Source organism: Parvibaculum sp. (assembly GCF_040882025.1).
Classification (GTDB): Bacteria; Pseudomonadota; Alphaproteobacteria; order Parvibaculales; family Parvibaculaceae; genus Parvibaculum.
The window spans coordinates 1-18,538 of record NZ_JBBECC010000146.1; the positions used below are offsets into that span (position 1 = coordinate 1).

Sequence of the window (18,538 nt, forward strand, 5' to 3'; positions counted from 1 at the left end):
GGCGTCGCCAAGGGGCCGGAGCGCGACGCGGGCCGCGAACGCTTCTTCATGGCAGGCCGCCGCGATTTCATGCTGGAACCACGCAATCCGGTTCTGTACTACCTGCAACGGTTGCGCGACGAAGCGCACCGCTTCGCCATCGGCAGCCATCGGGCACGACGCTCGAAGGCAATCGGCGTCAATCCGCTCGATGAAGTGCCTGGCGTCGGTCCGGGACGCAAACGGGCGCTGCTGAAGCATTTCGGATCGGCGCGCGCCGTGGCCCGCGCCGGCCTCACCGATCTCGAGTCGGTGGAAGGAATCAGCACCAAAGTGGCACGGGCTGTCTACGATCATTTTCACGGGAATCCAGACGGGGCGACTTGATAATTCGGCGTCCGCTCGCGACATTTGCCATGGGGATGCTAGACTGCCTGTTCCACGAAGCACGGACCCCAAATGGCGACCAACCTTCCGAATCTCCTTACATACTTCCGCATCGCACTGGTGCCGGCGGTGGTTGTCTGTTTCTACATACCAGGCGACGCCGGCCGCTGGACTGCGCTGACGTTCTTCATCGTCGCCGGTGCAACCGACTTCTTCGACGGCTATCTGGCCCGCGCGTGGGAGCAGCAATCGAACCTCGGCCGGATGCTCGATCCCATCGCCGACAAGCTGCTGGTCGCTGTCGTGCTGATTGCGCTGACGTGGCAGGATGTCATTGCAGGCTTTTCGCTCTGGGCCGCGATCATCATTCTCTGTCGCGAAATTCTGGTTTCCGGCCTCCGCGAGTTTCTGGCCGAACTGCGTGTGAGCGTGCCCGTCACGCAGCTTGCGAAATGGAAAACGGCGATCCAGATGGTTGCGCTCGGCTTCCTGCTGGCGGGCCCGGCGGCGGACAAGATTGTTCCCGGCGTCACCGAAATGGGCATCACCCTGCTCTGGGCGGCGGCCATCCTGACGCTCTACACAGGCATCGACTATTTTCGCGCCGGTATTCACCACCTGACGGATGAAACGCCGAAACGGCATGAGCCGCCGGCAGCCGCCAAACCAGTCACGGAACAGGATGGACGGGCGTGAAGCTCCTCTATTTCGCATGGGTGAAGCAGAAGGCCGGAACGGCCGAGGAAGACGTCGTGCCGCCTGCCGATATTCGCGACGTCAACGGCCTCATTACCTGGCTGAAGACACGTGGCGACCGGTATGAAGCGGCTTTCGCCGACCTCGATATCATCCGCTGCGCAGTCGACCAGGAACATGGCGATCTCAACACCCCGATTGCGGGCGCAATGGAAATCGCCTTCTTCCCGCCGGTGACGGGCGGTTGAGATCATGATCCGCGTACAGGCCGAGGATTTCGATGTCGGCGCCGAAGTGGCGGCATTGACCCGGGGCCGCACCGATATCGGCGCGGTCGTGACCTTCTCGGGTCTCGTTCGCGATGTAAGCGGCGACCAGGCAGTGACGTCGATGCAGCTCGAACACTATCCCGGCATGACGGAAAAAGAACTTGCGCGCATTGAAGCCGAAGCCCATGCGCGCTGGCCGCTACAGGCGACGCTGATCGTCCACCGCGTCGGCGAACTGAAACCGGGCGACAATATCGTCCTTGTCGTCACGGCCTCTGCCCATCGCGAGGCCGCCTTCGAGGCCGCAACATTTTTGATGGACTACCTGAAAACCCGCGCCCCCTTCTGGAAGCGCGAGGAGGGACAAGGCGAGGCTCGCTGGGTCGATGCGCGCGAGAATGACGGCAAGGCGGCAGCGCGGTGGAAGCACCGCTAGATGGCTTTCGCGAAAATGAGTCGTTTTCTGTACTCAAAAAATATATAGACTGGTCTAAATCAAAATAATCGAGAGATCATCGCCATGATTGATTCCAGTCCCGACGCCGAAACTGCCATCGCCCCAGCTGAGGGTTTCGCCCGCCATTACCGGCGAAGCCCGCTCACCGACCCTTGGGAGCCGCTCTATTCACGGAACGCAGGCGACGCCGTTTTCATCGGTCTCCACCTCGCCGCTCCGCACACAAACTCACGTGGCTTCGCGCATGGTGGGCTGATCTCCGCTCTGGCCGACAACGCCATGGGGCTTTCTTGTGGCCTGAAGCTCGAAAACGCCGCCGGGCTGGTGACGGTCGGCCTCACGGTCGATTTTCTGAGTACGGCGCGGATCGGACAGTGGCTCGAGGTGCGGCCTGAAGTCGTGAAAACCGGATCGTCTCTTTGTTTCGGACAATGCCTGGTCACGGCCGACGGGAAACCCTGCGCGCGGGCGAACGGCACATTCAGCGTTGTGAAACGCCGGTAGATATGGATTAAGGGCGGCCCATGGGCCGCCCTTTCAAATCGACAGCGAACGCTATCAGGCTGTCGCAACCTTCGCGGCGACCTTGGGATTGACGGCCGCCATGTAGTCCTCGAATAGCGTCGCGGAGATGATCCCCGGCGTAAAGCGATGCGGACCGATTTCGCCGACCGGTGTCACTTCGGCGGCCGTGCCGGTGATGAAGCATTCCGAGAAGCCTGGAAGCTCGTCGGGCATGATGTGCCGTTCGACAATCTCGTAGCCGCGTGCCTTGGCAAGCGCGATCACCGTCTGCCGCGTAATGCCGTCGAGGAAACAATCGGGTGTTGGCGTGTGAATGACGCCGTCCTTGACGAAGAAGATGTTTGCACCGGTCGCCTCCGCGACATAGCCGCGATAGTCGTACATCAACGCGTCTGCATAGCCCTTGTTCTCGGCCGCATGCTTGGAGATCGTGCAGATCATGTAGAGGCCGGCCGCTTTGGCCATTGATGGCGCCGTTTCCGGCGACGGACGCTTGTATTTCGCAATGTCGAGACGAATGCCCACCTTGCGTTGCTCCGGATCGAAATAGGACGGCCATTCCCACGCCGCGACGGCAAAATTGATGCGGTTCTTCTGGGCACTGACACCCATCATCTCGCTGCCGCGCCACGCAACCGGCCTGATATAGCCGTCAACCAGCTTCTGCGCGCCGAGCGCCATGCGGCAGGCCTCGTCGATCTCTTCGACCGAGTAGGGAATTTCGAATCCGAGAATCCCGGCCGATTTGATCAGGCGTTCGGAATGTTCGCGCAGCTTGAAAATTTCACCGCCATAAGCACGGCAACCTTCGAATACGCTGCTCGCATAATGCAGGCCGTGGGTCAGCACATGCACTTTTGCATCCGCCCAAGGAACGAGTTCGCCGTTGAACCAGATGAAACCGTCGCGTTTGTCGAAAGGAATATCTGCCATCGCCTGACTTCCTGGTGTTTCCGCATCACGGGCTCTCGCCGTTGTCGGCCGTCGCCCTGTCCCGCTTCCGCGGTCCCGACTCCCGGGATTTGCCGGAAACAGATTTACGCTGCAATCGTCTATTATAGTGGTGAGAAGATTCGACGCTTCCGACCGTGACCTATTCTGTCCCAAGCAGTCGGCAAGAGGTAGCATTCTGGAAAAAATATGTCAACATGGCTGACATAAAATGGTGGTGATCGGCAAACCCATGGGAAAAACCCGGACAAAGCCTGAGCATATTCCGGAACGCACCGTGCCGCCTGCGGCCGGGGGAAGCTCCGCCGATCACTTGACCGAAGCGATCGAACTGCTTTTTTTCGCCTATCGCGATTTTATCAGCGACCCCGATGAAATCCTGATCGAATACGGATTTGGTCGCGCCCATCACCGCGTGGTTCATTTCGTGGGCCGCCATCCGGGCATTACCGTGGCCGAACTGCTGGACATTTTGCGCATCACCAAGCAGAGCCTCGCCCGGGTGCTGAAACAGCTGATCGACCGAGGCTTCATTGAGCAGGAAACAGGCAAGCAGGATCGCCGCCAGCGAATGCTCTTCCTGACCGCGACGGGCCGGGAGCTCGACCAGCGTCTGGCAGCGCCGCAGCGCGCACGTGTCGCCGGTGCGCTGGCAAAAGCCGGTCCTGGCGCAGACAGCGCATGGCGTGCCGTTCTGTTGGCGTTGGTGAATGAGGAACACCGGCCGGAAGTCGAATCCCTGATCGCGAAAACATCCGCAGGCTGAGCGGAAACCACCGGGAAGGCTCACAGGTGACGGCGGACACGACGACAGGTACCCAGACAAGGACGGCCGACAAGTCGGGGCCTTCCGACGACGCACCGCATATTCTGGTCGTCGACGACGATCGCCGTATTCGCGAGTTGCTGAAACGCTACCTTTCCGACAACGGCTATCGTGTGACCGCAGCCGAGAACGCTGCCGAGGCGCGGGCACGGCTTGCAGGACTGTCTTTCGACTTGCTTGTGCTCGACGTGATGATGCCCGGTGAAAGCGGCCTCGACCTGACCCGCGACCTTCGCCGCAACTCGACAGTACCGATCCTGATGCTGACAGCGCGCGGCGAGGCCAGCGATCGTATCGACGGGCTGGAGCGTGGCGCCGACGATTATCTCGCCAAGCCCTTCGAGCCACGCGAATTATTGCTGCGCATCGGCACGATCCTGCGGCGGGCGCAGGCGCCGGGTGCGGTGCGGCACGACGAGATTTCTCTGGGGCCATGTCGTTTCAACGTCACGCGCGGCGAGCTTTGGAATGGCGACACGCAAATCCGGCTGACGACACGTGAAATCCAGCTTCTGCGCCTCTTCGCGGCCAATCCGCGCAAGCCCCTGTCACGCATGGATTTGTGTGACAACGAAGCCGCCGAACGCTCGATCGATGTTCAGATCAACCGGCTGCGGCGCAAACTCGAGAGCGATCCGCGAAATCCGGTATATCTCCAGACCGTGCGCGGCGAAGGCTACACGCTGATGCCCGACTGACGGCGAGAGACATGCAAACCGAGGTTCATATGAATGCGCAATCCGGGCGCGCGAGAGCGGCGCCCATGACGTGGCGTCCCTTTCAGATGATAAAGAGATTGATGCCGCGCGGCCTTTACGGTCGTTCGCTGATCATCATCGTCGCACCGATGGTGCTGCTGCAGTTCGTCGTGACCTATGTTTTCCTGGAACGCCACTGGCAACTCGTGACACAGCGATTGTCGGCAAAGACCGTTGCCGAAATCGCGTTGATACTCTCCGAATTCGAGGAAAGTCCAACACCCCAACAAGCTGCCAGGATAGCGGCACGGACAAATGCCCATATCGGATTGCCGATCGCATTCCTCGATGGCGAAGTCCTGCCCGAAGCGCCGTCTTCGACGGGCGGCTTGCTCGAGGATTCGCTCAATGAAGAACTGCGCCTGCGTATCGCGCGGCCTTTCTGGATCAACACTGCACAATATACCGAGTATGTAGACATCCGCATTGCCTACAACGGCGGCGTGATGCGCATCCTCACGCCGGCGTCGCATGTGTATGCGTCGAACTCGCATATTTTTCTGGTCTGGATGTTCGGCACATCGGTCGTGCTGATCATCGTGGCGATCGTCTTCCTGCGGAACCAGATTCGCCCCATCGAGCGTCTCGCCGAAGCCGCGACATCCTTTGGCATGGGACGCGATGTGCCGAGCTACCGGCCGCAAGGTGCTTCCGAAGTAAGAAGCGCCGCGCAGGCGTTCATCGACATGCGCGCACGCATACGGCGTCAGATCGAGCAGCGCACAGCAATGCTGGCTGGCGTCAGCCACGACCTCCGAACGCCACTGACCCGCTTCAAGTTACAACTCGCGATGCTGGGCGACGGCCCTGAAATTGAAGATTTGCGTGCCGACATCGCCGAGATGGAACGTATGCTGGACGATTATCTCGAATTTGCGCGTGGACATCAGGGCGAGTCGTCGGAAGAAACGGACCTTGTCGAGCTGATCGAGGAAGTTCGCGCCGACGTGCAGCGCAAGGGTCACGACCTGCGACTTGATATGCATGGCGATCTCGTGTTGCCGCTCCGGCGCAACGCCTTCAAACGCTGCCTCACCAACATCGTCAACAATGCCTGCAAGCACGCGGCAAATGTCTGGGTAACAGCGATCCGCGACACCGACGATGCAGACAGCGGCGGCGGCATCGACATTTTGGTCGACGACGACGGCGTCGGCATCCCGGAGGACCAACTCGAAGAGGTTTTCCGTCCCTTTTACCGGCTCGACGCGGCGCGCAACCTGGAGGATGGCGGTTCCGGCCTGGGACTTGCGATTGCTCGCGACATCGCGCGCGGCCATGGCGGTGACATCACGCTGGCTCGAAGCCCGATGGGCGGTTTGCGCGCCATCATTCATGTCCCGGTCTGACGTATCCGGCCTCATGGCATGCAGATTCTAATAGGTCAGCACTATTGACATATTAGAATCTGCATGCATGGATAGTGCGATCGCACCGTAAAAAAGCCATCAGGAGCGCCGCCAATGACATTGCCCGACATGGTCGGCCGCTGGCAGGCGGCATGGGAAAGTCTCGACCCCGCACGCATCGAGGCCATCTACGCACCCGACGCCACACATATGAGTTCGGTCGTCATCGAGCGAATGAAACGCGCTGACGGAACGCTGCGCGGGCGCGCCGAAATCCGCAGTTATGCCGAAGCGTCGGCGGGCCGGCTCAAGAGTTTCAGGGCCGATATTCTCGGTACGATTTCGGAGGAGAAAGACAGTGCCGGGCGAGCTTCGATTGAATATTGGCGCGTTATCGACGGCAATGAGGAAGGGCGTAGCCGCGCTGTCGAAATCCTTGAATGGATGGACGACTGCATTACGGCTTGTCGCGTGTTCCATTTCTAGTCGTTCATGCGGCCTCGTCGGCCTCGCGCCTGCGTCGTCCAAAATTGTTCAAGCGTTCGAGAAATGCTTCCCCACCACGCAGACGCCGGTCGAGTTCGGCCATCGTCTTCGCCTGATCGTCACCATCGTCGAGCCAGATACGGAAAGCGGCACCCCAGACCAGTGCGAGGCCTCGCACACGCACGGCACCTGCAAGGCCTGAACTGTCGATGCCCGCCGCCTCGAGCATCCAGCCCAGCGATTGCAACATCGGCCGCATCAGCCCCGCCGCCGCCACCGGATCGCGCCGGAGATCCTGTGCAATGCGCTTCAATGCCGGCTTGTGTGGCGTCAGCGCATCGAAGCGCATCATCAACACGTCGAACAACCGGTCCCGCGCCACCTCGTCGGCGAGGTCTTCGGCCGATGCTGCCTTCAGCACCTCGGCGTCGATGCGCCGGCTGAAAGCGGCGAGGATTTCGCCCTTCGAACCGAAAAGGACGGAAAGCGCCGGCAAGCCGACCTTCGCCGATTTCGCAATTTCGGCCAATGACAGACCGGACCAGCCGCGCGAGGCCGCAAGTCTCAGCGCCGCGTCGATGATTTTGTCCTCGGGATCGCGTCTGGCAGCCATGTCTCGTTCCTCGAAACGCGTGAGCAACGAAAGATAGGGCGTCGCGGCTCATTTGACGAGGCGCCAAACGTCTATTTGCCGAGGACACGCGCCCGATCTCGCGCCGCAAGCGCGGCTCGCCGGAGAAGCGGCGACAGGCCGCCCTCGCCCATCAAAACGTCAAGCGCGGCGGCGGTCGTACCGCCCGGCGAAGTCACATTGGCGCGCAGTTGGGAAACCGGCTCGGATGAAAGATGCAGCATCTCACCCGAACCGCTCACCGTGTCGCGTGCGAGTTTCATCGCCAGCACCGGATCGAGGCCAAGCGCCTCCCCTGCCGCTGCGAGGCATTCGACCATATAGAACACATAGGCCGGACCACTGCCGGAAATAGCCGTCACGGCATCGATCTGCGCTTCGTTCTCAACCCAGTCGACATTGCCCACGGCGGCAAGAAGCTGCTGTGCGATCTCACGCTGCGCCGCCGTTACTCGTTCGTTGGCGCAGGCAACCGTGATGCCGCGCCCGATCGCCGCCGGCGTGTTGGGCATGGCACGAACCGCATGCACGTCGGCACCTAGAAGCTCTTTCAGCCGGTGAAGGCTCGTGCCCGCGGCGATGGAGATGAACATCGTTTCGGCATGCACCAGGAGTGCAAGCGCCGGCAGCACGTCACCCATGGCCTGTGGCTTGATGGCAACGAGCACGACGGAGGGCCGCGCCGCCGCCATGTCGTGCACCGTCGCGTTGAGCGCAATGCCTCTGGCCGCAACCAGTTCGGCGATGTCGGACGTTGGCGCGGGATCGCGGACGAAAACCTGCGCGGGCGACAACCCCTTGTCGAGCCAGCCTGAAAGCAGCGCAGCGCCCATCTTGCCGGCGCCTACCAGAACCAGCGGGCGCTCGAGAGAAAGTGTCATGGCTGAAACCGTCACCTGAATGAAATCGTCGGAACAGGGAAGAGGCCGGGTCAGGCCCGTCCCTGCGTCTCGAACATGGCCGCCGCAATCGCTTCCTCGGCCGATTTGCCCGCCCACATGACGAACTGCATCGCCGGATAATAGCGCTCGCACGCCTCGACCGCGAGACGCAGCAGTGCCTCGCATTGCTCGGGCGTCGCCGCCGCGCCGCCGCACAACAGGAGACTGTTGCGAAACAGCACAACCCCATCGTCCGACCAGATGTCGAAATGGCCAGACCAGAGCTGCTCGTTGATCAAGGTCAGAAGATGGCGCATGACCGGCCGCTTTTCAGGCGGCACGCGCAGGTCGAGCGCACAGGCAACATGAAGGCCGGAAAGGTCGTCGCGCCAGTTGAGCGAAATCTGATAGTCGCGCCAGTCGCCCGCCACGCAGATATTCAGCTCATCCTCGTGGCTGCGCTCGAAAAACCAGTCGCGAACGGATGCCACCTGTTCAAGAAGGTCGAGGGGATTGCCGTCGAATTCCGCAGTCTCGGCGACTGTACCTTTCATTCGCTCCCCCGCATCGGATGCCATAGACCGAGGTTGAAACCCCATATCTAGTAGGCGCTCCTGCCCCTGAACACGATACCTAACGTGCATGATGCGTTGAGTCGGCGCAACCCTGAGGGACGTCCTCCAGCCGCAATTGGCAGAAAAGCTGTGGGAAACGGCCCCGGTCGATCAAATGCCAGTGTCGGTGCCGCCGCCTGTGGAGGATTTGGCGGGTTTGGCCTTTTTCGCCGCCACGGCCACCTCCAGCGCTTCGATCCGCGTCTTCAGCGCCTCGTTCTCTTCCCGCGCAAGCTGCGCCATCGCACGCACGGCCTCGAACTCTTCGCGACCGACAAGATCCATATCGGCAACCAACCGTTCGGCCTGAGCCCGGATCAGCGTCTCCACCTCGGTGCGGACGCCCTGCGCCGCGCCGGCGGCATTAGTGAAAAGCCGGCCGAGCTCGTCGAGAATGCGGTTCTGCGTCTGTGTCATGGGCGGGTCTCCGGTTGCGGCCTCGTGGGTGGAAGATAGCGCTTCGAGGCGCGAATGCGAACCGGACCGAACGACGCGGGCCCCCGACGGTGCTTTCCTTGACATGAAGGGGCCCGAAGGCAAACTAGCGCGCCATCGCCCGTTGCGCGGGCCACACCGAGGCCGAACCCCATGCCCTTCCCCGATATCGACCCGGTGCTGATCCAGATCGGCCCCTTTGCCATTCGCTGGTACGCGCTGGCCTACATCGCCGGTCTGATCCTCGGCTGGCGCTATGTCGTGGCGCTCGCCGAAACACCGAGGCTCTGGCCCGGCAAGTCGCCGGTCACGAGGCTCGATGTCGACGACGCGCTGCTATGGGCGGCGCTCGGCGTCATTCTCGGTGGCCGCCTCGGCTATGTGCTGGTCTACAACCCGGCTTACTTCTTTCAGAATCCGCTCGAAGTTCTCTATGTCTGGCAGGGCGGCATGAGTTTCCACGGCGGCGCCTTCGGCGTTCTCGTCGCGATGTTCTGGTTTGCCCGCAAGCGCGGCTTCTCCGCGCTCACCATGATGGATCTTGTGAGTGCCGCCGCGCCCATCGGCCTCTTCTTCGGCCGCCTCGCCAATTTCATCAACGCCGAACTCTGGGGCCGCGTCACCGACGCACCATGGGCTGTGATCTTTCCGGGCGCCGGTCCCTTTCCGCGCCATCCAAGCCAACTCTACGAGGCGGCGCTGGAAGGTATCGTGCTGTTCCTCGTCCTGCGGTTGCTGACCCATCGTTTCGGCATGCTGCAACGACCGGGCGTCGTCATGGGCGGTTTCATTGCCGGTTATGGCATCGCGCGGACCATTGTCGAATTTTTCCGCGAGCCCGATGCGCAGATCGGATTCCTCTACGGCGGCTGGATGACCATGGGCATGGTGCTGTCGGTGCCGATGGCACTGATCGGCGCCGCGATCATCTGGAAATTCGCGAGGGCCGGGACATCGAAGCCGAAGCGGAAATGACATCGGACGCCACACCGCTCGCCAGTCACATCGCCCGGCTGATCGAGGAAACGGGTCCGATCCCGCTCTCGCAATATATGGCGCTCGCGCTCGGACACGCCGAACACGGCTATTACATGACGCGCGATCCCTTGGGCATGCGCGGCGATTTCATCACCGCGCCCGAAGTCAGCCAGATGTTCGGCGAACTGATCGGTCTCTGCCTCGCCGATGCCTGGATGGCGCAAGGCGCGCCCGCACCCTTCGCGCTCGCCGAACTCGGCCCCGGTCGCGGCACGTTGATGGCCGATGCGCTGCGCGCGATACGCGCGGTCTCCGGCATGGTCGACGCGGTGGAGATTCACTTCGTCGAAACGAGCCCAGTGCTGCGCGAGGCGCAGAAGAAGCGCGTTCCGCAGGCGACATGGCACGACAGCGTCGAAACACTGCCTGCCCGGCCGCTCTTCCTGATCGCCAACGAATTCTTCGACGCCCTTCCGATCGTCCAGTACCAGCGCACCGAGCGCGGCTGGTGCGAACGCTACATCGGTCTTTCGGAAGGCCGCCTGGCGCCGGTGCTCGCGCCGATCCCGCTCGTGAACGACAAGAGCTTCCCCGCCGCCATGCGGGCCGCACCGATCGGGGCCATTGCCGAAATCGCACCCGCTTCGGCCGCGATCGCGGAGACTATTTCGTCGCGCATTGTCGCGCATGGCGGCGCGGCCCTTGTCATCGACTATGGCCATACGCGCAGCGCGCCCGGCGAAACGCTGCAGGCCCTGCGCGGCCACGAATATGCCGATCCCTTCGACGCGCCGGGCGAAGCTGACCTCACGGCGCATGTCGATTTCGAGGCCCTGGCGCGCGCGGTTCGCGCGGGCGGCGCGGCGGCATATGGACCGGCTGAACAGGGCGCGTTCCTGAGGGCGCTTGGCATCGAGGCGCGCGCGGCGACCCTTTGCAATCAGGCGACCGAAATCCAGGCGCGCAATATCGAGACAAGTTTGCAAAGGTTGACCGCATCCGGCGAGATGGGCAGCCTGTTCAAGGTGCTGGGGATCGCGCCGCGCGGCGCACAGGCGCCGGCTGGATTTGTGTGAGGGAGCGTCCATGCTGACTGCGAAGCCCCTTGAGGTCATCTCCCATGTACGGCATGGATTTTTCACGCGGGAAGGCGGTACGTCGAAGGGCATCTATGCCTCGATGAATTGTGGTCTCGGCTCCGGCGACGACCGGGCGACGGTGCAGAAAAACCGCGCCCGCGTCGCACAGACGCTCGGTGTCGAGCCGGACAATCTGGTCACCGTCCATCAGATTCACAGCCCCGATGTGATTGCGGTAACGGCGCCATGGACCTGGGAAAACGCCCCGCAAGCGGACGCAATGGTGACAGCCGCGCCGGGAATCGTACTCGGCATCCTGGCGGCCGATTGCGCGCCGGTGCTTTTCGCCGACAAGAATGCGCGTGTTATCGGCGCGGCTCACGCCGGCTGGAAGGGCGCGTTGACGGGTGTCATGGAAGCGACAATCGAGGCGATGGAAAGGCTGGGTGCGACGCGCAACCACATCGAGGCCGCCATCGGCCCCTGCATTTCGCGGGAGGCCTATGAGGTGGGCCCCGAGTTCCGGACGCGTTTCGTCGAGGCCGACGCCGCCAACACGAGGTGGTTCGCGGCGTCCGAAAAGCCCGGTCACTTCATGTTCGACCTGCCCGGTTATGCCGAGGCGCGACTGGCCGCCGCCGAAATCGGCGCCGTCGCCGTTATCGGCCAGTGCACCTATCGCGACCGGAAGCGATTTTTTTCCTATCGCCGCGCGACTCACCGGAACGAACCGGATTATGGGCGACAAATATCGGCCATCGTCCTCAAGCCCGAATAAACGACAACCCGACGATGGCCGTCCGAATCGGACTAGACTGTCCCGCAGGGGCGCCCGCCGCTTGGGCGGGGCATTGAGGCTATCCGGCGGTGCTGACGACAACGCAACGAGAATTCAACGAAAACGCTTCGGACTGGAAACGGACCGGCGCGCATCGCCTTCGCGTGGGCGCGGCAATTGCCATTTTTGCAATGTCGGCCTGCGCCGATGAGGCGGCGTCGGACCGCAATGCGCGATCCGCCGACGCGGTGGAGATGACCGCCCTGCCCGACGGCCCGCCCCGCATCGCCATCGCCGCCTTGAGCGGCGTGCCAGCGTCGGAGGCGAATATTTTTGCCGCGCTGTTGAAGGAAGAAGCCGCGAAGGCGCGGCTGCCGGTTGCAAATGGCGGCATGGGCGCTTACGAGGTCTCGGGCGCGATGGGCGCTGGCGAAAGCGCCGAAGGCACGTATATCGTGACGGTGATCGATGTGCGCGATGTGGCGGGCACAAGGGTCCATCGCCTCGTCAACGAGGAAACCTTGCCGCTCCGTACGCAAAGCCGTGACCCATGGGCCCATGTCGGCCGGGGCGATCTGCGCCGCATCGCAGGCGACGCCGCGGCGCAGCTTGCCGTCTGGTATGCCGGCGAGACCGAGGCGGAAGGCATCTCGGCGGCGACCGAGAACAACGACGGTATCGCCACCGGCAGCATCGCGCCGGGCACGGCGCAAGCGCCACGGCCGCAGACGCGGCAGACCCGTCTGCCCTTCGACATCGTCGTCGGCGCGGCGCCGGGGGACGGCAACAGGGCGCTTTCGCGCGCCCTCGACGGCGCGCTGGCGCGCCGGGTGCCGAGCGCAACATGGTTGCACAACGGGGGCTACAAGGTCGAAGGAAGCGTCGTCACCGCATCGCGCAGGGACGGCCGCACCGAAGTTTCGATCCGCTGGGTTGTGACATCGGCCAGCGGCGAAACGCTGGGTGAGGTGACACAGCGGAATGCGCTCGATGCGGCACGTATCGCGGGGAACTGGGGCGCGCTTGCCGAAAACGCGGCGGAGGCCGCCGCCGATGGGGTGATGGCGCTGTTGGCGCCGCCGCCGGCCAAGTCCTGAACGCCGTGTTTGGCGCAAAAACAGGCACGTTCGGGCGGGGGAGTTGCGTGTTTACAGGGTCGGGTCCCCTTGTTACAAGGCGCTCGCGCCGTCACCGGGCTGTCGCAACGTCGGCGGGGCCTGTGGCGGCGATTTGAGACTCAGGGGCGGATGACGGGGATCACGGCATGAAACTGGTCGCAGGCAATTCAAACCGGGCGCTTGCCGAAGCCATCGCCGCCTATCTGAACCTGCCCCTCACCAAGTCGGTGGTCCGCCGTTTCGCGGATATGGAAATCTTCGTCGAGATTCAGGAGAACGTCCGCGGCGAGGACGTCTTCGTGATCCAGTCGACCTCCTACCCGGCGAACGACCACCTGATGGAAACGCTGATCATCATGGATGCCTTGAGGCGCGCCTCGGCGCGGCGCATCACGGCGGTGATCCCCTATTTCGGTTATGCGCGGCAGGACCGCAAACCCGGCGCGCGCACGCCCATTTCGGCGAAGCTCGTTGCCAATCTCGTGGTGACGGCAGGGGCCGACCGCGTCCTGACACTCGATCTTCATGCGGGGCAGATACAGGGCTTTTTCGACATTCCGACCGACAATCTCTTTGCGGCGCCCGTGCTGACGCGCGACATCGAACAGCACTACCCGACCAACGGCAATGTGATGATCGTCTCGCCCGACGTCGGCGGCGTGGTGCGCGCCCGCGCCATCGCCAAACGCATCGGCGCCGACCTTGCCATCGTCGACAAGCGCCGCGAACGCGCCGGCGAATCCGAAGTGATGAACATCATCGGCGATGTGAAGGGCCGTTCCTGCATTCTGGTCGACGACATCGTCGACTCGGCCGGCACGCTCTGCAACGCGGCGGAAGCGCTGCTGAAGGAAGGCGCGACGGAAGTTTCGGCCTATGTGACGCATGGCGTCCTCTCCGGCGGTGCGGTCGCCCGCGTCTCCGCCTCGCAGCTCAAGGAACTCGTCATCACGGATTCGATCCAGGCGACCGAGGCCGTCCGCGTCAGCCACAATGTTCGCGTCGTGACGATCGCCCCGCTGATCGGCGAAGCGATGCGCCGCACCGCCGAGGAACGCTCGGTTTCGAGCCTGTTCGACTAGGACGCCCGGACGCTGGCGCGCAAATAGCGCAGCAGATCGTCGACGAGGTCTTCCGGCTCCGCCCGCCCTTTTCCCGTCGCCGACAAATGCCCGTTGAGCGCAAGATCGGCGGCGCCATGTGCCAGCGCCTGCAGCAATGACGCCATGCGGTCCGCGTTGGCACCGGGCAGCAGGTCTGCCTTCTGTGCCGCTCCCACGAGCGCGACAAGAAGCTTCCGCGACTCCCCCGCCGTGGTTTTCTGCTCGACGTCCGCGCCCGGCAGGGGGCCAAATGTCAGATGGAAACGCGCCGGATAGGTCCGCGCCCAATCGATATAGGCGTGGAGCACCCTCCGGACGGCCGCTATCGTCACCTTCCCGCCGCTCGACATATCCATCGTCTCGGACATGCGCGCCAGTTCCCGCGCCGCAACCGCCGCGAGAAGATTGTCCTTGCTCTCGAAATGCTTGTAGGGCGCGTTGTGCGAAACACCGGCGCGCTTGCCGACTTCGCGCAGGGTCACCGACGCAGGACCGCCCTGATCGAGCAATTCCGCGGCCGCCGTGATGAGCATGCTGCGTGTGTCTTTTTTCATTGTCAGCAGGGTAGCCTGTCCGGCCGATTTCGTCTCTTTAGTTGACAATGTCAACCTCCTTTCCTAGGTTAGTTGACAACGTCAACCAATCGGGAGATGCGCCTTGCCAGGAACCATCATCATTACCGGCGGCAATCAGGGGCTGGGGTTCGGCGCGGCGAAAGCACTGCGTAGGCTCGATCCGAAAGCCCAGCTCGTGCTCGCCTGCCGCGACGAAACGAGAGGCAGGGAAGCAGCCGCCCGCCTTCGCGGCAAGGGTCCTGCCCCGATTTCCCTTCCCCTCGACCTTGCATCGCTCGCAAGCGTTCGCGCCTTTGCCGCAGGGTTCGCCGACCAGAAGCTGCCGCCCCTGCGGGCACTTGTCTGCAATGCCGGCCTTCAGGTCATTGCAAAACCCGAACTCAGCCGCGACGGTTTTGAACTCACCTTTGCGGTCAATCATCTCGCCCATTTTCTTCTGGCCAATTTGATGCTGCCGCATATCGAACCGGGCGGACGGATCGTCTTCGTTTCCAGCGGGACGCACGACCCGGCCCGGAAGACGCCCTTGCCCGCACCGAGATGGACGACCGCCGAAGCGCTCGCGCAGATTGCCGATGACGGCGAGTCCTTCGGCAAAGCCGGACGCCGCGCCTATGCGATGTCCAAGCTCTGCAACGTTTTCTGCGTCCATGAATTCGCTCGCCGCCTTGAAGCACACAAGTTGCCGGTCACGGTCCTGGCTTTCGATCCGGGCCTGATGCCGGGCTCCGGCCTTGCGCGGCAATACGCTCTGCCCGCCCGCTTGCTGTGGAACTCGGTCTTCCTTCTGCTGCCGTACTTCACCTCCGCGGCGAGCTCAATGGACCGCTCCGGCAGACACCTGGCGAAGCTTGCCGTCGACCCCGCCTGGAACGGCGTCAGCGGGCGCTATTTTGAGGCCCGCGGGAAGAACAAGCTCATCGACGCCCCCTCCTCCGATCTTTCCTATGACGCGGAAAAGGCGCGCGAACTCTGGCGGGCGAGCGTCGCCCTCGCCGGAATGACGCCGGACGAAGCTGTGCTTGGGACATAAAGCGCCCTTCCCCGCCCCGGTTGAGTTTTGCCCGATTGGCGGCTATAAGGCCCGCAATCCCGCACTTCCACACCCCTGGAGGAGACTTGCGGGTCATCGCGTGGGCCGCTAAGGCCCCGTTTTTATTGGAGAATTTGTCATGGCCGAGACATTGACGCTCAAGGCCGAGACGCGCGAGAAAGGCAGCAAGGGGGCTGTCCGCTCGCTCCGTCGCGAAGGCCGCGTCCCCGCCGTCATCTATGGCGACAAGAAATCGCCCGAACTGATCGCCATTCCCTACAAGGACGTCACCGCCCTTTACGGAACCGGCACCTTCATGAGCCATGTGCTCGACATCGACGTCAACGGCAAGACCGAACGCGTGATCCCGCGCGACGTGCAGTTCGAACCGGTGCGCGACTTCATCATCCATGTCGACTTTCTGCGTCTCGGCAAGAATGCGACCGTCACCGTCGACGTGCCGGTGCACTTCCACAATCACGAAGCCTCGCCGGGCCTCAAGGCCGGCGGCGTGCTGAACGTCGTGCGCCACGAAGTCGAATTGATCTGCCCGGCCGACTCGATCCCCGAGCAGCTCGACATCGACCTCACGGGCTACGAAATGGGTTCGTCGATTCATATTTCGGCCGTCAAGCTTGCCGCCAATGTGAAGCCGACCATCACCGACCGCGACTTCACCATCGCGACGATTGCGGCGCCTGCCGCCGTCGTGTCGGCTGGAGCCGGCGCCGGCGAGGAAGAAGCCAAGACCGAAGAAGAAGCAGAGGGCGAGGAGAAGGCTTCCGGGAAGGAAGACTGATCCGCGTCGCCTGAAAGGAGCCGGCGATGATCCTGCTCGTCGGTATCGGAAATCCGGGCGAGAAATACGCCCGCAATCGACACAATATCGGTTTCATGGCGGCGGACGCGATTGTCCGCCGCCATTCCTTTGCCGCGCCGCGCGCGCGCTTTCAGGGCATCGTCTCCGAAGGCATGCTGGGCGGCGAAAAGGCGATCGTGCTGAAGCCGACCACCTACATGAACGAAAGCGGGCGCGCCGTCGGCGAGGCGATGCGCTTCTACAAGATCGAACCCGCCGACGTGGTCGTCTTCCACGACGAACTCGACCTCGCACCGGCGAAACTGCGCATCAAGACGGGCGGCGGCACGGCCGGCCACAACGGCATCCGCTCCATCGCCGCGCATATCGGACCCGATTTCCGCCGTGTACGGATCGGTATCGGTCATCCGGGCGAGAAGGAGCGCGTGCTGGGCGCGGTGCTGGGCGACTTTTCGAAGGCCGAAATGAAGGACTGGGTCGAACCGCTGATCGACGCCATCGCGGACGCCGCCCCGCTGCTCGCCGAAGGCAAGGACGCAACCTTCGCCAACAGGATCCATCTGGCGCTCAACCCCGAGCCGCCGAAGAAAAAGACCGATGAGACAAGGAACGGAGACGCGTAGGCCATGGGTTTCAAATGCGGCATTGTCGGACTGCCCAATGTCGGCAAGTCGACGCTTTTCAACGCGCTGACGCAGACCGCCGCCGCGCAGGCCGCGAACTATCCGTTCTGCACCATCGAACCGAATGTCGGCGAGGTGGCGGTGCCGGACCCGCGGCTTGAACAGCTCTGCGCGATCGCGAAGAGCAAGGAAATCATTCCGACACGGCTGACCTTCGTCGACATCGCCGGTCTCGTGAAGGGCGCGTCGAAAGGCGAAGGACTCGGCAACCAGTTCCTCGCGACGATCCGCGAGGTCGACGCGGTCGCCTATGTGCTGCGCTGTTTCGTCGACGACGACATCACCCATGTCGAGAACCGCATCGACCCACTGGCCGATGCCGAAATCGTCGAGACCGAACTGATGCTGGCCGATCTCGAAAGCCTCGAAAAGCGCGCGACGGCGGCCGAAAAAAAGGCGAAGGCCGGCGACAAGGAAGCAAGACAGCTTTTCGATCTGATGTCGGTGGCGCTTGAACTTCTGCGCGAAGGCAAGCCCGCGCGGATCGCGACGGTGCAGGGAAAGATTTCCGACGAGGACATGAAGGCGTGGGAGGGTCTGAACCTCCTGACCTCGAAGCCGGTCCTCTATGTCTGCAATGTCGAGGAAGCATCCGCCGCGACCGGCAACGATCATTCGAAAGCAGTCGAGGCGCGCGCGAAGGCAGAAGGCGCGCAGGCCGTCGTGATCTCGGCGCGCATCGAGGAAGAAATCGCGCAGCTGCCGGCCGGCGACCGCAAGGAATATCTCGAAACGCTGGGCCTTTCCGAACCCGGCCTCACGCGTCTGATCCGCTCCGGCTATGCGCTTCTCGATCTCATCACCTATTTCACGGTGGGCCCGAAAGAGACGCGCGCCTGGACGATCACACGCGGCACGCGCGCGCCCGCCGCCGCCGGCGTCATCCATACCGACTTCGAAAAGGGTTTCATCCGTGCCGAGACGATTGCCTATGACGACTACGTCAAGCTCGGTGGCGAACAGGGCGCGAAGGATGCCGGCAAGATGCGTCTTGAGGGCAAGGATTATGTGGTTCAGGACGGCGATGTGATGCATTTCCGCTTTGCCAACTAGGGAACCGAAACGGCATTTTCGCACGCCCCCGAGGGGCGGGGATAACCCGGTTTGTGACAGCGAAAATCGACAGC

The 18,538-nt window shown here is 62.9% G+C and carries 24 protein-coding genes; 18 read left to right on the forward strand and 6 right to left on the reverse strand.

The window, feature by feature from the left end; genetic code table 11:
- The 5 genes from WEB61_RS10315 to WEB61_RS10335 all read left to right on the forward strand — a co-directional run.
- On the forward strand, positions 1–366 hold a 366-nt coding region (locus WEB61_RS10315; RefSeq protein ID WP_368064254.1), incomplete at its 5' end, for a helix-hairpin-helix domain-containing protein.
- Positions 367–438: 72 nt separating this feature from the next.
- The gene (gene pgsA / locus WEB61_RS10320; RefSeq protein WP_368064255.1) at positions 439–1,062 is read left to right on the forward strand and encodes a CDP-diacylglycerol--glycerol-3-phosphate 3-phosphatidyltransferase; all 624 of its coding nucleotides are present in this window, start codon (positions 439–441) and stop codon (positions 1,060–1,062) included.
- The gene (gene moaD, locus WEB61_RS10325) at positions 1,059–1,310 is read left to right on the forward strand and encodes a molybdopterin converting factor subunit 1 (RefSeq protein ID WP_368064256.1); all 252 of its coding nucleotides are present in this window, start codon (positions 1,059–1,061) and stop codon (positions 1,308–1,310) included. The genes pgsA and moaD overlap by 4 nt, the downstream gene beginning before the upstream one ends.
- Positions 1,311–1,314: 4 nt before the next feature.
- Positions 1,315–1,767 (forward strand): molybdopterin synthase catalytic subunit MoaE, encoded by a 453-nt coding sequence (gene moaE, locus WEB61_RS10330; protein ID WP_368064257.1) that lies wholly within the window; start codon positions 1,315–1,317, stop codon positions 1,765–1,767.
- A gap of 84 nt (positions 1,768–1,851) precedes the next feature.
- A complete protein-coding gene (locus WEB61_RS10335) occupies positions 1,852–2,292 on the forward strand; it encodes a PaaI family thioesterase (protein ID WP_368064258.1) in 441 nt (146 codons plus the stop codon).
- Between the two features lie 54 nt (positions 2,293–2,346).
- On the opposite strand, the gene WEB61_RS10340 is transcribed toward WEB61_RS10335, so the two are convergent.
- Complete coding sequence (locus tag WEB61_RS10340) at positions 2,347–3,246, reverse strand: branched-chain amino acid aminotransferase (protein WP_368064259.1); 900 nt, start codon at positions 3,244–3,246, stop codon at positions 2,347–2,349.
- A 229-nt stretch (positions 3,247–3,475) separates the two neighbouring features.
- On the opposite strand from WEB61_RS10340, the gene WEB61_RS10345 reads away from it, so the two are divergent.
- From WEB61_RS10345 to WEB61_RS10360, 4 genes are all read left to right on the forward strand, one after another.
- Positions 3,476–4,030 carry a MarR family winged helix-turn-helix transcriptional regulator gene (locus WEB61_RS10345; RefSeq protein WP_368064260.1) on the forward strand — a complete coding sequence of 185 codons (555 nt, stop codon included), beginning with the start codon at positions 3,476–3,478 and terminating at the stop codon, positions 4,028–4,030.
- Between the two features lie 26 nt (positions 4,031–4,056).
- Positions 4,057–4,788, forward strand: coding sequence for a response regulator (locus WEB61_RS10350; protein WP_368064261.1), 732 nt, complete (start codon positions 4,057–4,059; stop codon positions 4,786–4,788).
- Between the two features lie 65 nt (positions 4,789–4,853).
- The gene (locus WEB61_RS10355) at positions 4,854–6,197 is read left to right on the forward strand and encodes an ATP-binding protein (protein ID WP_368064262.1); all 1,344 of its coding nucleotides are present in this window, start codon (positions 4,854–4,856) and stop codon (positions 6,195–6,197) included.
- Positions 6,198–6,311: 114 nt separating this feature from the next.
- Positions 6,312–6,683, forward strand: coding sequence for a nuclear transport factor 2 family protein (locus tag WEB61_RS10360; RefSeq protein WP_368064263.1), 372 nt, complete (start codon positions 6,312–6,314; stop codon positions 6,681–6,683).
- Between the two features lie 4 nt (positions 6,684–6,687).
- Here the strand turns inward: WEB61_RS10360 and WEB61_RS10365 are convergent, their stop codons facing one another.
- The 4 genes from WEB61_RS10365 to WEB61_RS10380 form a co-directional block, all read right to left on the reverse strand.
- Complete coding sequence (locus tag WEB61_RS10365; RefSeq protein ID WP_368064264.1) at positions 6,688–7,296, reverse strand: TetR family transcriptional regulator; 609 nt, start codon at positions 7,294–7,296, stop codon at positions 6,688–6,690.
- Between the two features lie 71 nt (positions 7,297–7,367).
- Entirely contained in the window at positions 7,368–8,195 is an 828-nt protein-coding gene (gene proC, locus WEB61_RS10370; RefSeq protein WP_368064265.1) for a pyrroline-5-carboxylate reductase, read from the reverse strand.
- A gap of 50 nt (positions 8,196–8,245) precedes the next feature.
- Complete coding sequence (locus WEB61_RS10375; protein WP_368064266.1) at positions 8,246–8,749, reverse strand: YbjN domain-containing protein; 504 nt, start codon at positions 8,747–8,749, stop codon at positions 8,246–8,248.
- Positions 8,750–8,920: 171 nt separating this feature from the next.
- Entirely contained in the window at positions 8,921–9,226 is a 306-nt protein-coding gene (locus tag WEB61_RS10380; RefSeq protein WP_368064267.1) for an accessory factor UbiK family protein, read from the reverse strand.
- A 171-nt stretch (positions 9,227–9,397) separates the two neighbouring features.
- Here WEB61_RS10380 and lgt point away from each other — a divergent pair, with 171 nt between their 5' ends.
- The 5 genes from lgt (at position 9,398) to WEB61_RS10405 (ending at position 14,279) form a co-directional block, all read left to right on the forward strand.
- Positions 9,398–10,219 (forward strand): prolipoprotein diacylglyceryl transferase, encoded by an 822-nt coding sequence (gene lgt / locus WEB61_RS10385; protein WP_368064268.1) that lies wholly within the window; start codon positions 9,398–9,400, stop codon positions 10,217–10,219.
- Positions 10,216–11,298, forward strand: a complete 1,083-nt coding sequence (locus tag WEB61_RS10390) for a class I SAM-dependent methyltransferase (protein ID WP_368064269.1) — start codon at positions 10,216–10,218, stop codon at positions 11,296–11,298. Before lgt ends, WEB61_RS10390 begins: the two co-directional genes overlap by 4 nt.
- A gap of 10 nt (positions 11,299–11,308) precedes the next feature.
- Entirely contained in the window at positions 11,309–12,079 is a 771-nt protein-coding gene (gene pgeF / locus WEB61_RS10395) for a peptidoglycan editing factor PgeF (protein WP_368064270.1), read from the forward strand.
- An 89-nt stretch (positions 12,080–12,168) separates the two neighbouring features.
- Entirely contained in the window at positions 12,169–13,176 is a 1,008-nt protein-coding gene (locus tag WEB61_RS10400) for a hypothetical protein (protein ID WP_368064271.1), read from the forward strand.
- Between the two features lie 167 nt (positions 13,177–13,343).
- Positions 13,344–14,279: a ribose-phosphate pyrophosphokinase gene (locus tag WEB61_RS10405; protein ID WP_368064272.1), complete on the forward strand. Its 936-nt coding sequence runs from the start codon at positions 13,344–13,346 to the stop codon at positions 14,277–14,279.
- Here WEB61_RS10405 and WEB61_RS10410 read toward each other — a convergent pair.
- Positions 14,276–14,854: a TetR/AcrR family transcriptional regulator gene (locus tag WEB61_RS10410; protein WP_368064273.1), complete on the reverse strand. Its 579-nt coding sequence runs from the start codon at positions 14,852–14,854 to the stop codon at positions 14,276–14,278. The two genes, WEB61_RS10405 and WEB61_RS10410, sit on opposite strands and share 4 nt — an antisense overlap.
- Positions 14,855–14,957: 103 nt before the next feature.
- Between WEB61_RS10410 and WEB61_RS10415 the strand changes: the two genes are divergently transcribed.
- The 4 genes from WEB61_RS10415 to ychF all read left to right on the forward strand — a co-directional run bounded on the left by WEB61_RS10415 (position 14,958) and on the right by ychF (position 18,464).
- Positions 14,958–15,908: an SDR family NAD(P)-dependent oxidoreductase gene (locus WEB61_RS10415; protein ID WP_368064274.1), complete on the forward strand. Its 951-nt coding sequence runs from the start codon at positions 14,958–14,960 to the stop codon at positions 15,906–15,908.
- A 139-nt stretch (positions 15,909–16,047) separates the two neighbouring features.
- Positions 16,048–16,707, forward strand: a complete 660-nt coding sequence (locus tag WEB61_RS10420; protein WP_368064275.1) for a 50S ribosomal protein L25/general stress protein Ctc — start codon at positions 16,048–16,050, stop codon at positions 16,705–16,707.
- 26 nt (positions 16,708–16,733) lie between these two features.
- Entirely contained in the window at positions 16,734–17,351 is a 618-nt protein-coding gene (gene pth / locus WEB61_RS10425; protein ID WP_368064276.1) for an aminoacyl-tRNA hydrolase, read from the forward strand.
- 3 nt (positions 17,352–17,354) lie between these two features.
- On the forward strand, positions 17,355–18,464 hold the full coding sequence (gene ychF, locus WEB61_RS10430) for a redox-regulated ATPase YchF (RefSeq protein WP_368064277.1): 1,110 nt from the start codon (positions 17,355–17,357) through the stop codon (positions 18,462–18,464).
- The last annotated feature ends 74 nt before the right edge of the window (positions 18,465–18,538 follow it).

Excerpts from the sequence above, each read along its gene's own strand:
- pgsA (WP_368064255.1), top strand. The coding sequence starts at position 439 with ATGGCGACCAACCTTCCGAATCTCCTTACATACTTCCGCATCGCACTG.
- moaE (WP_368064257.1), top strand. The coding sequence starts at position 1,315 with ATGATCCGCGTACAGGCCGAGGATTTCGATGTCGGCGCCGAAGTGGCG.
- WEB61_RS10335 (WP_368064258.1), top strand. The coding sequence starts at position 1,852 with ATGATTGATTCCAGTCCCGACGCCGAAACTGCCATCGCCCCAGCTGAG.
- WEB61_RS10340 (WP_368064259.1), bottom strand. The coding sequence starts at position 3,246 with ATGGCAGATATTCCTTTCGACAAACGCGACGGTTTCATCTGGTTCAAC.
- WEB61_RS10345 (WP_368064260.1), top strand. The coding sequence starts at position 3,476 with ATGGTGGTGATCGGCAAACCCATGGGAAAAACCCGGACAAAGCCTGAG.
- WEB61_RS10355 (WP_368064262.1), top strand. The coding sequence starts at position 4,854 with ATGACGTGGCGTCCCTTTCAGATGATAAAGAGATTGATGCCGCGCGGC.
- WEB61_RS10360 (WP_368064263.1), top strand. The coding sequence starts at position 6,312 with ATGACATTGCCCGACATGGTCGGCCGCTGGCAGGCGGCATGGGAAAGT.
- WEB61_RS10365 (WP_368064264.1), bottom strand. The coding sequence starts at position 7,296 with ATGGCTGCCAGACGCGATCCCGAGGACAAAATCATCGACGCGGCGCTG.
- proC (WP_368064265.1), bottom strand. The coding sequence starts at position 8,195 with ATGACACTTTCTCTCGAGCGCCCGCTGGTTCTGGTAGGCGCCGGCAAG.
- WEB61_RS10375 (WP_368064266.1), bottom strand. The coding sequence starts at position 8,749 with ATGAAAGGTACAGTCGCCGAGACTGCGGAATTCGACGGCAATCCCCTC.
- WEB61_RS10380 (WP_368064267.1), bottom strand. The coding sequence starts at position 9,226 with ATGACACAGACGCAGAACCGCATTCTCGACGAGCTCGGCCGGCTTTTC.
- lgt (WP_368064268.1), top strand. The coding sequence starts at position 9,398 with ATGCCCTTCCCCGATATCGACCCGGTGCTGATCCAGATCGGCCCCTTT.
- WEB61_RS10390 (WP_368064269.1), top strand. The coding sequence starts at position 10,216 with ATGACATCGGACGCCACACCGCTCGCCAGTCACATCGCCCGGCTGATC.
- pgeF (WP_368064270.1), top strand. The coding sequence starts at position 11,309 with ATGCTGACTGCGAAGCCCCTTGAGGTCATCTCCCATGTACGGCATGGA.
- WEB61_RS10405 (WP_368064272.1), top strand. The coding sequence starts at position 13,344 with ATGAAACTGGTCGCAGGCAATTCAAACCGGGCGCTTGCCGAAGCCATC.
- WEB61_RS10410 (WP_368064273.1), bottom strand. The coding sequence starts at position 14,854 with ATGAAAAAAGACACACGCAGCATGCTCATCACGGCGGCCGCGGAATTG.
- WEB61_RS10420 (WP_368064275.1), top strand. The coding sequence starts at position 16,048 with ATGGCCGAGACATTGACGCTCAAGGCCGAGACGCGCGAGAAAGGCAGC.
- pth (WP_368064276.1), top strand. The coding sequence starts at position 16,734 with ATGATCCTGCTCGTCGGTATCGGAAATCCGGGCGAGAAATACGCCCGC.
- ychF (WP_368064277.1), top strand. The coding sequence starts at position 17,355 with ATGGGTTTCAAATGCGGCATTGTCGGACTGCCCAATGTCGGCAAGTCG.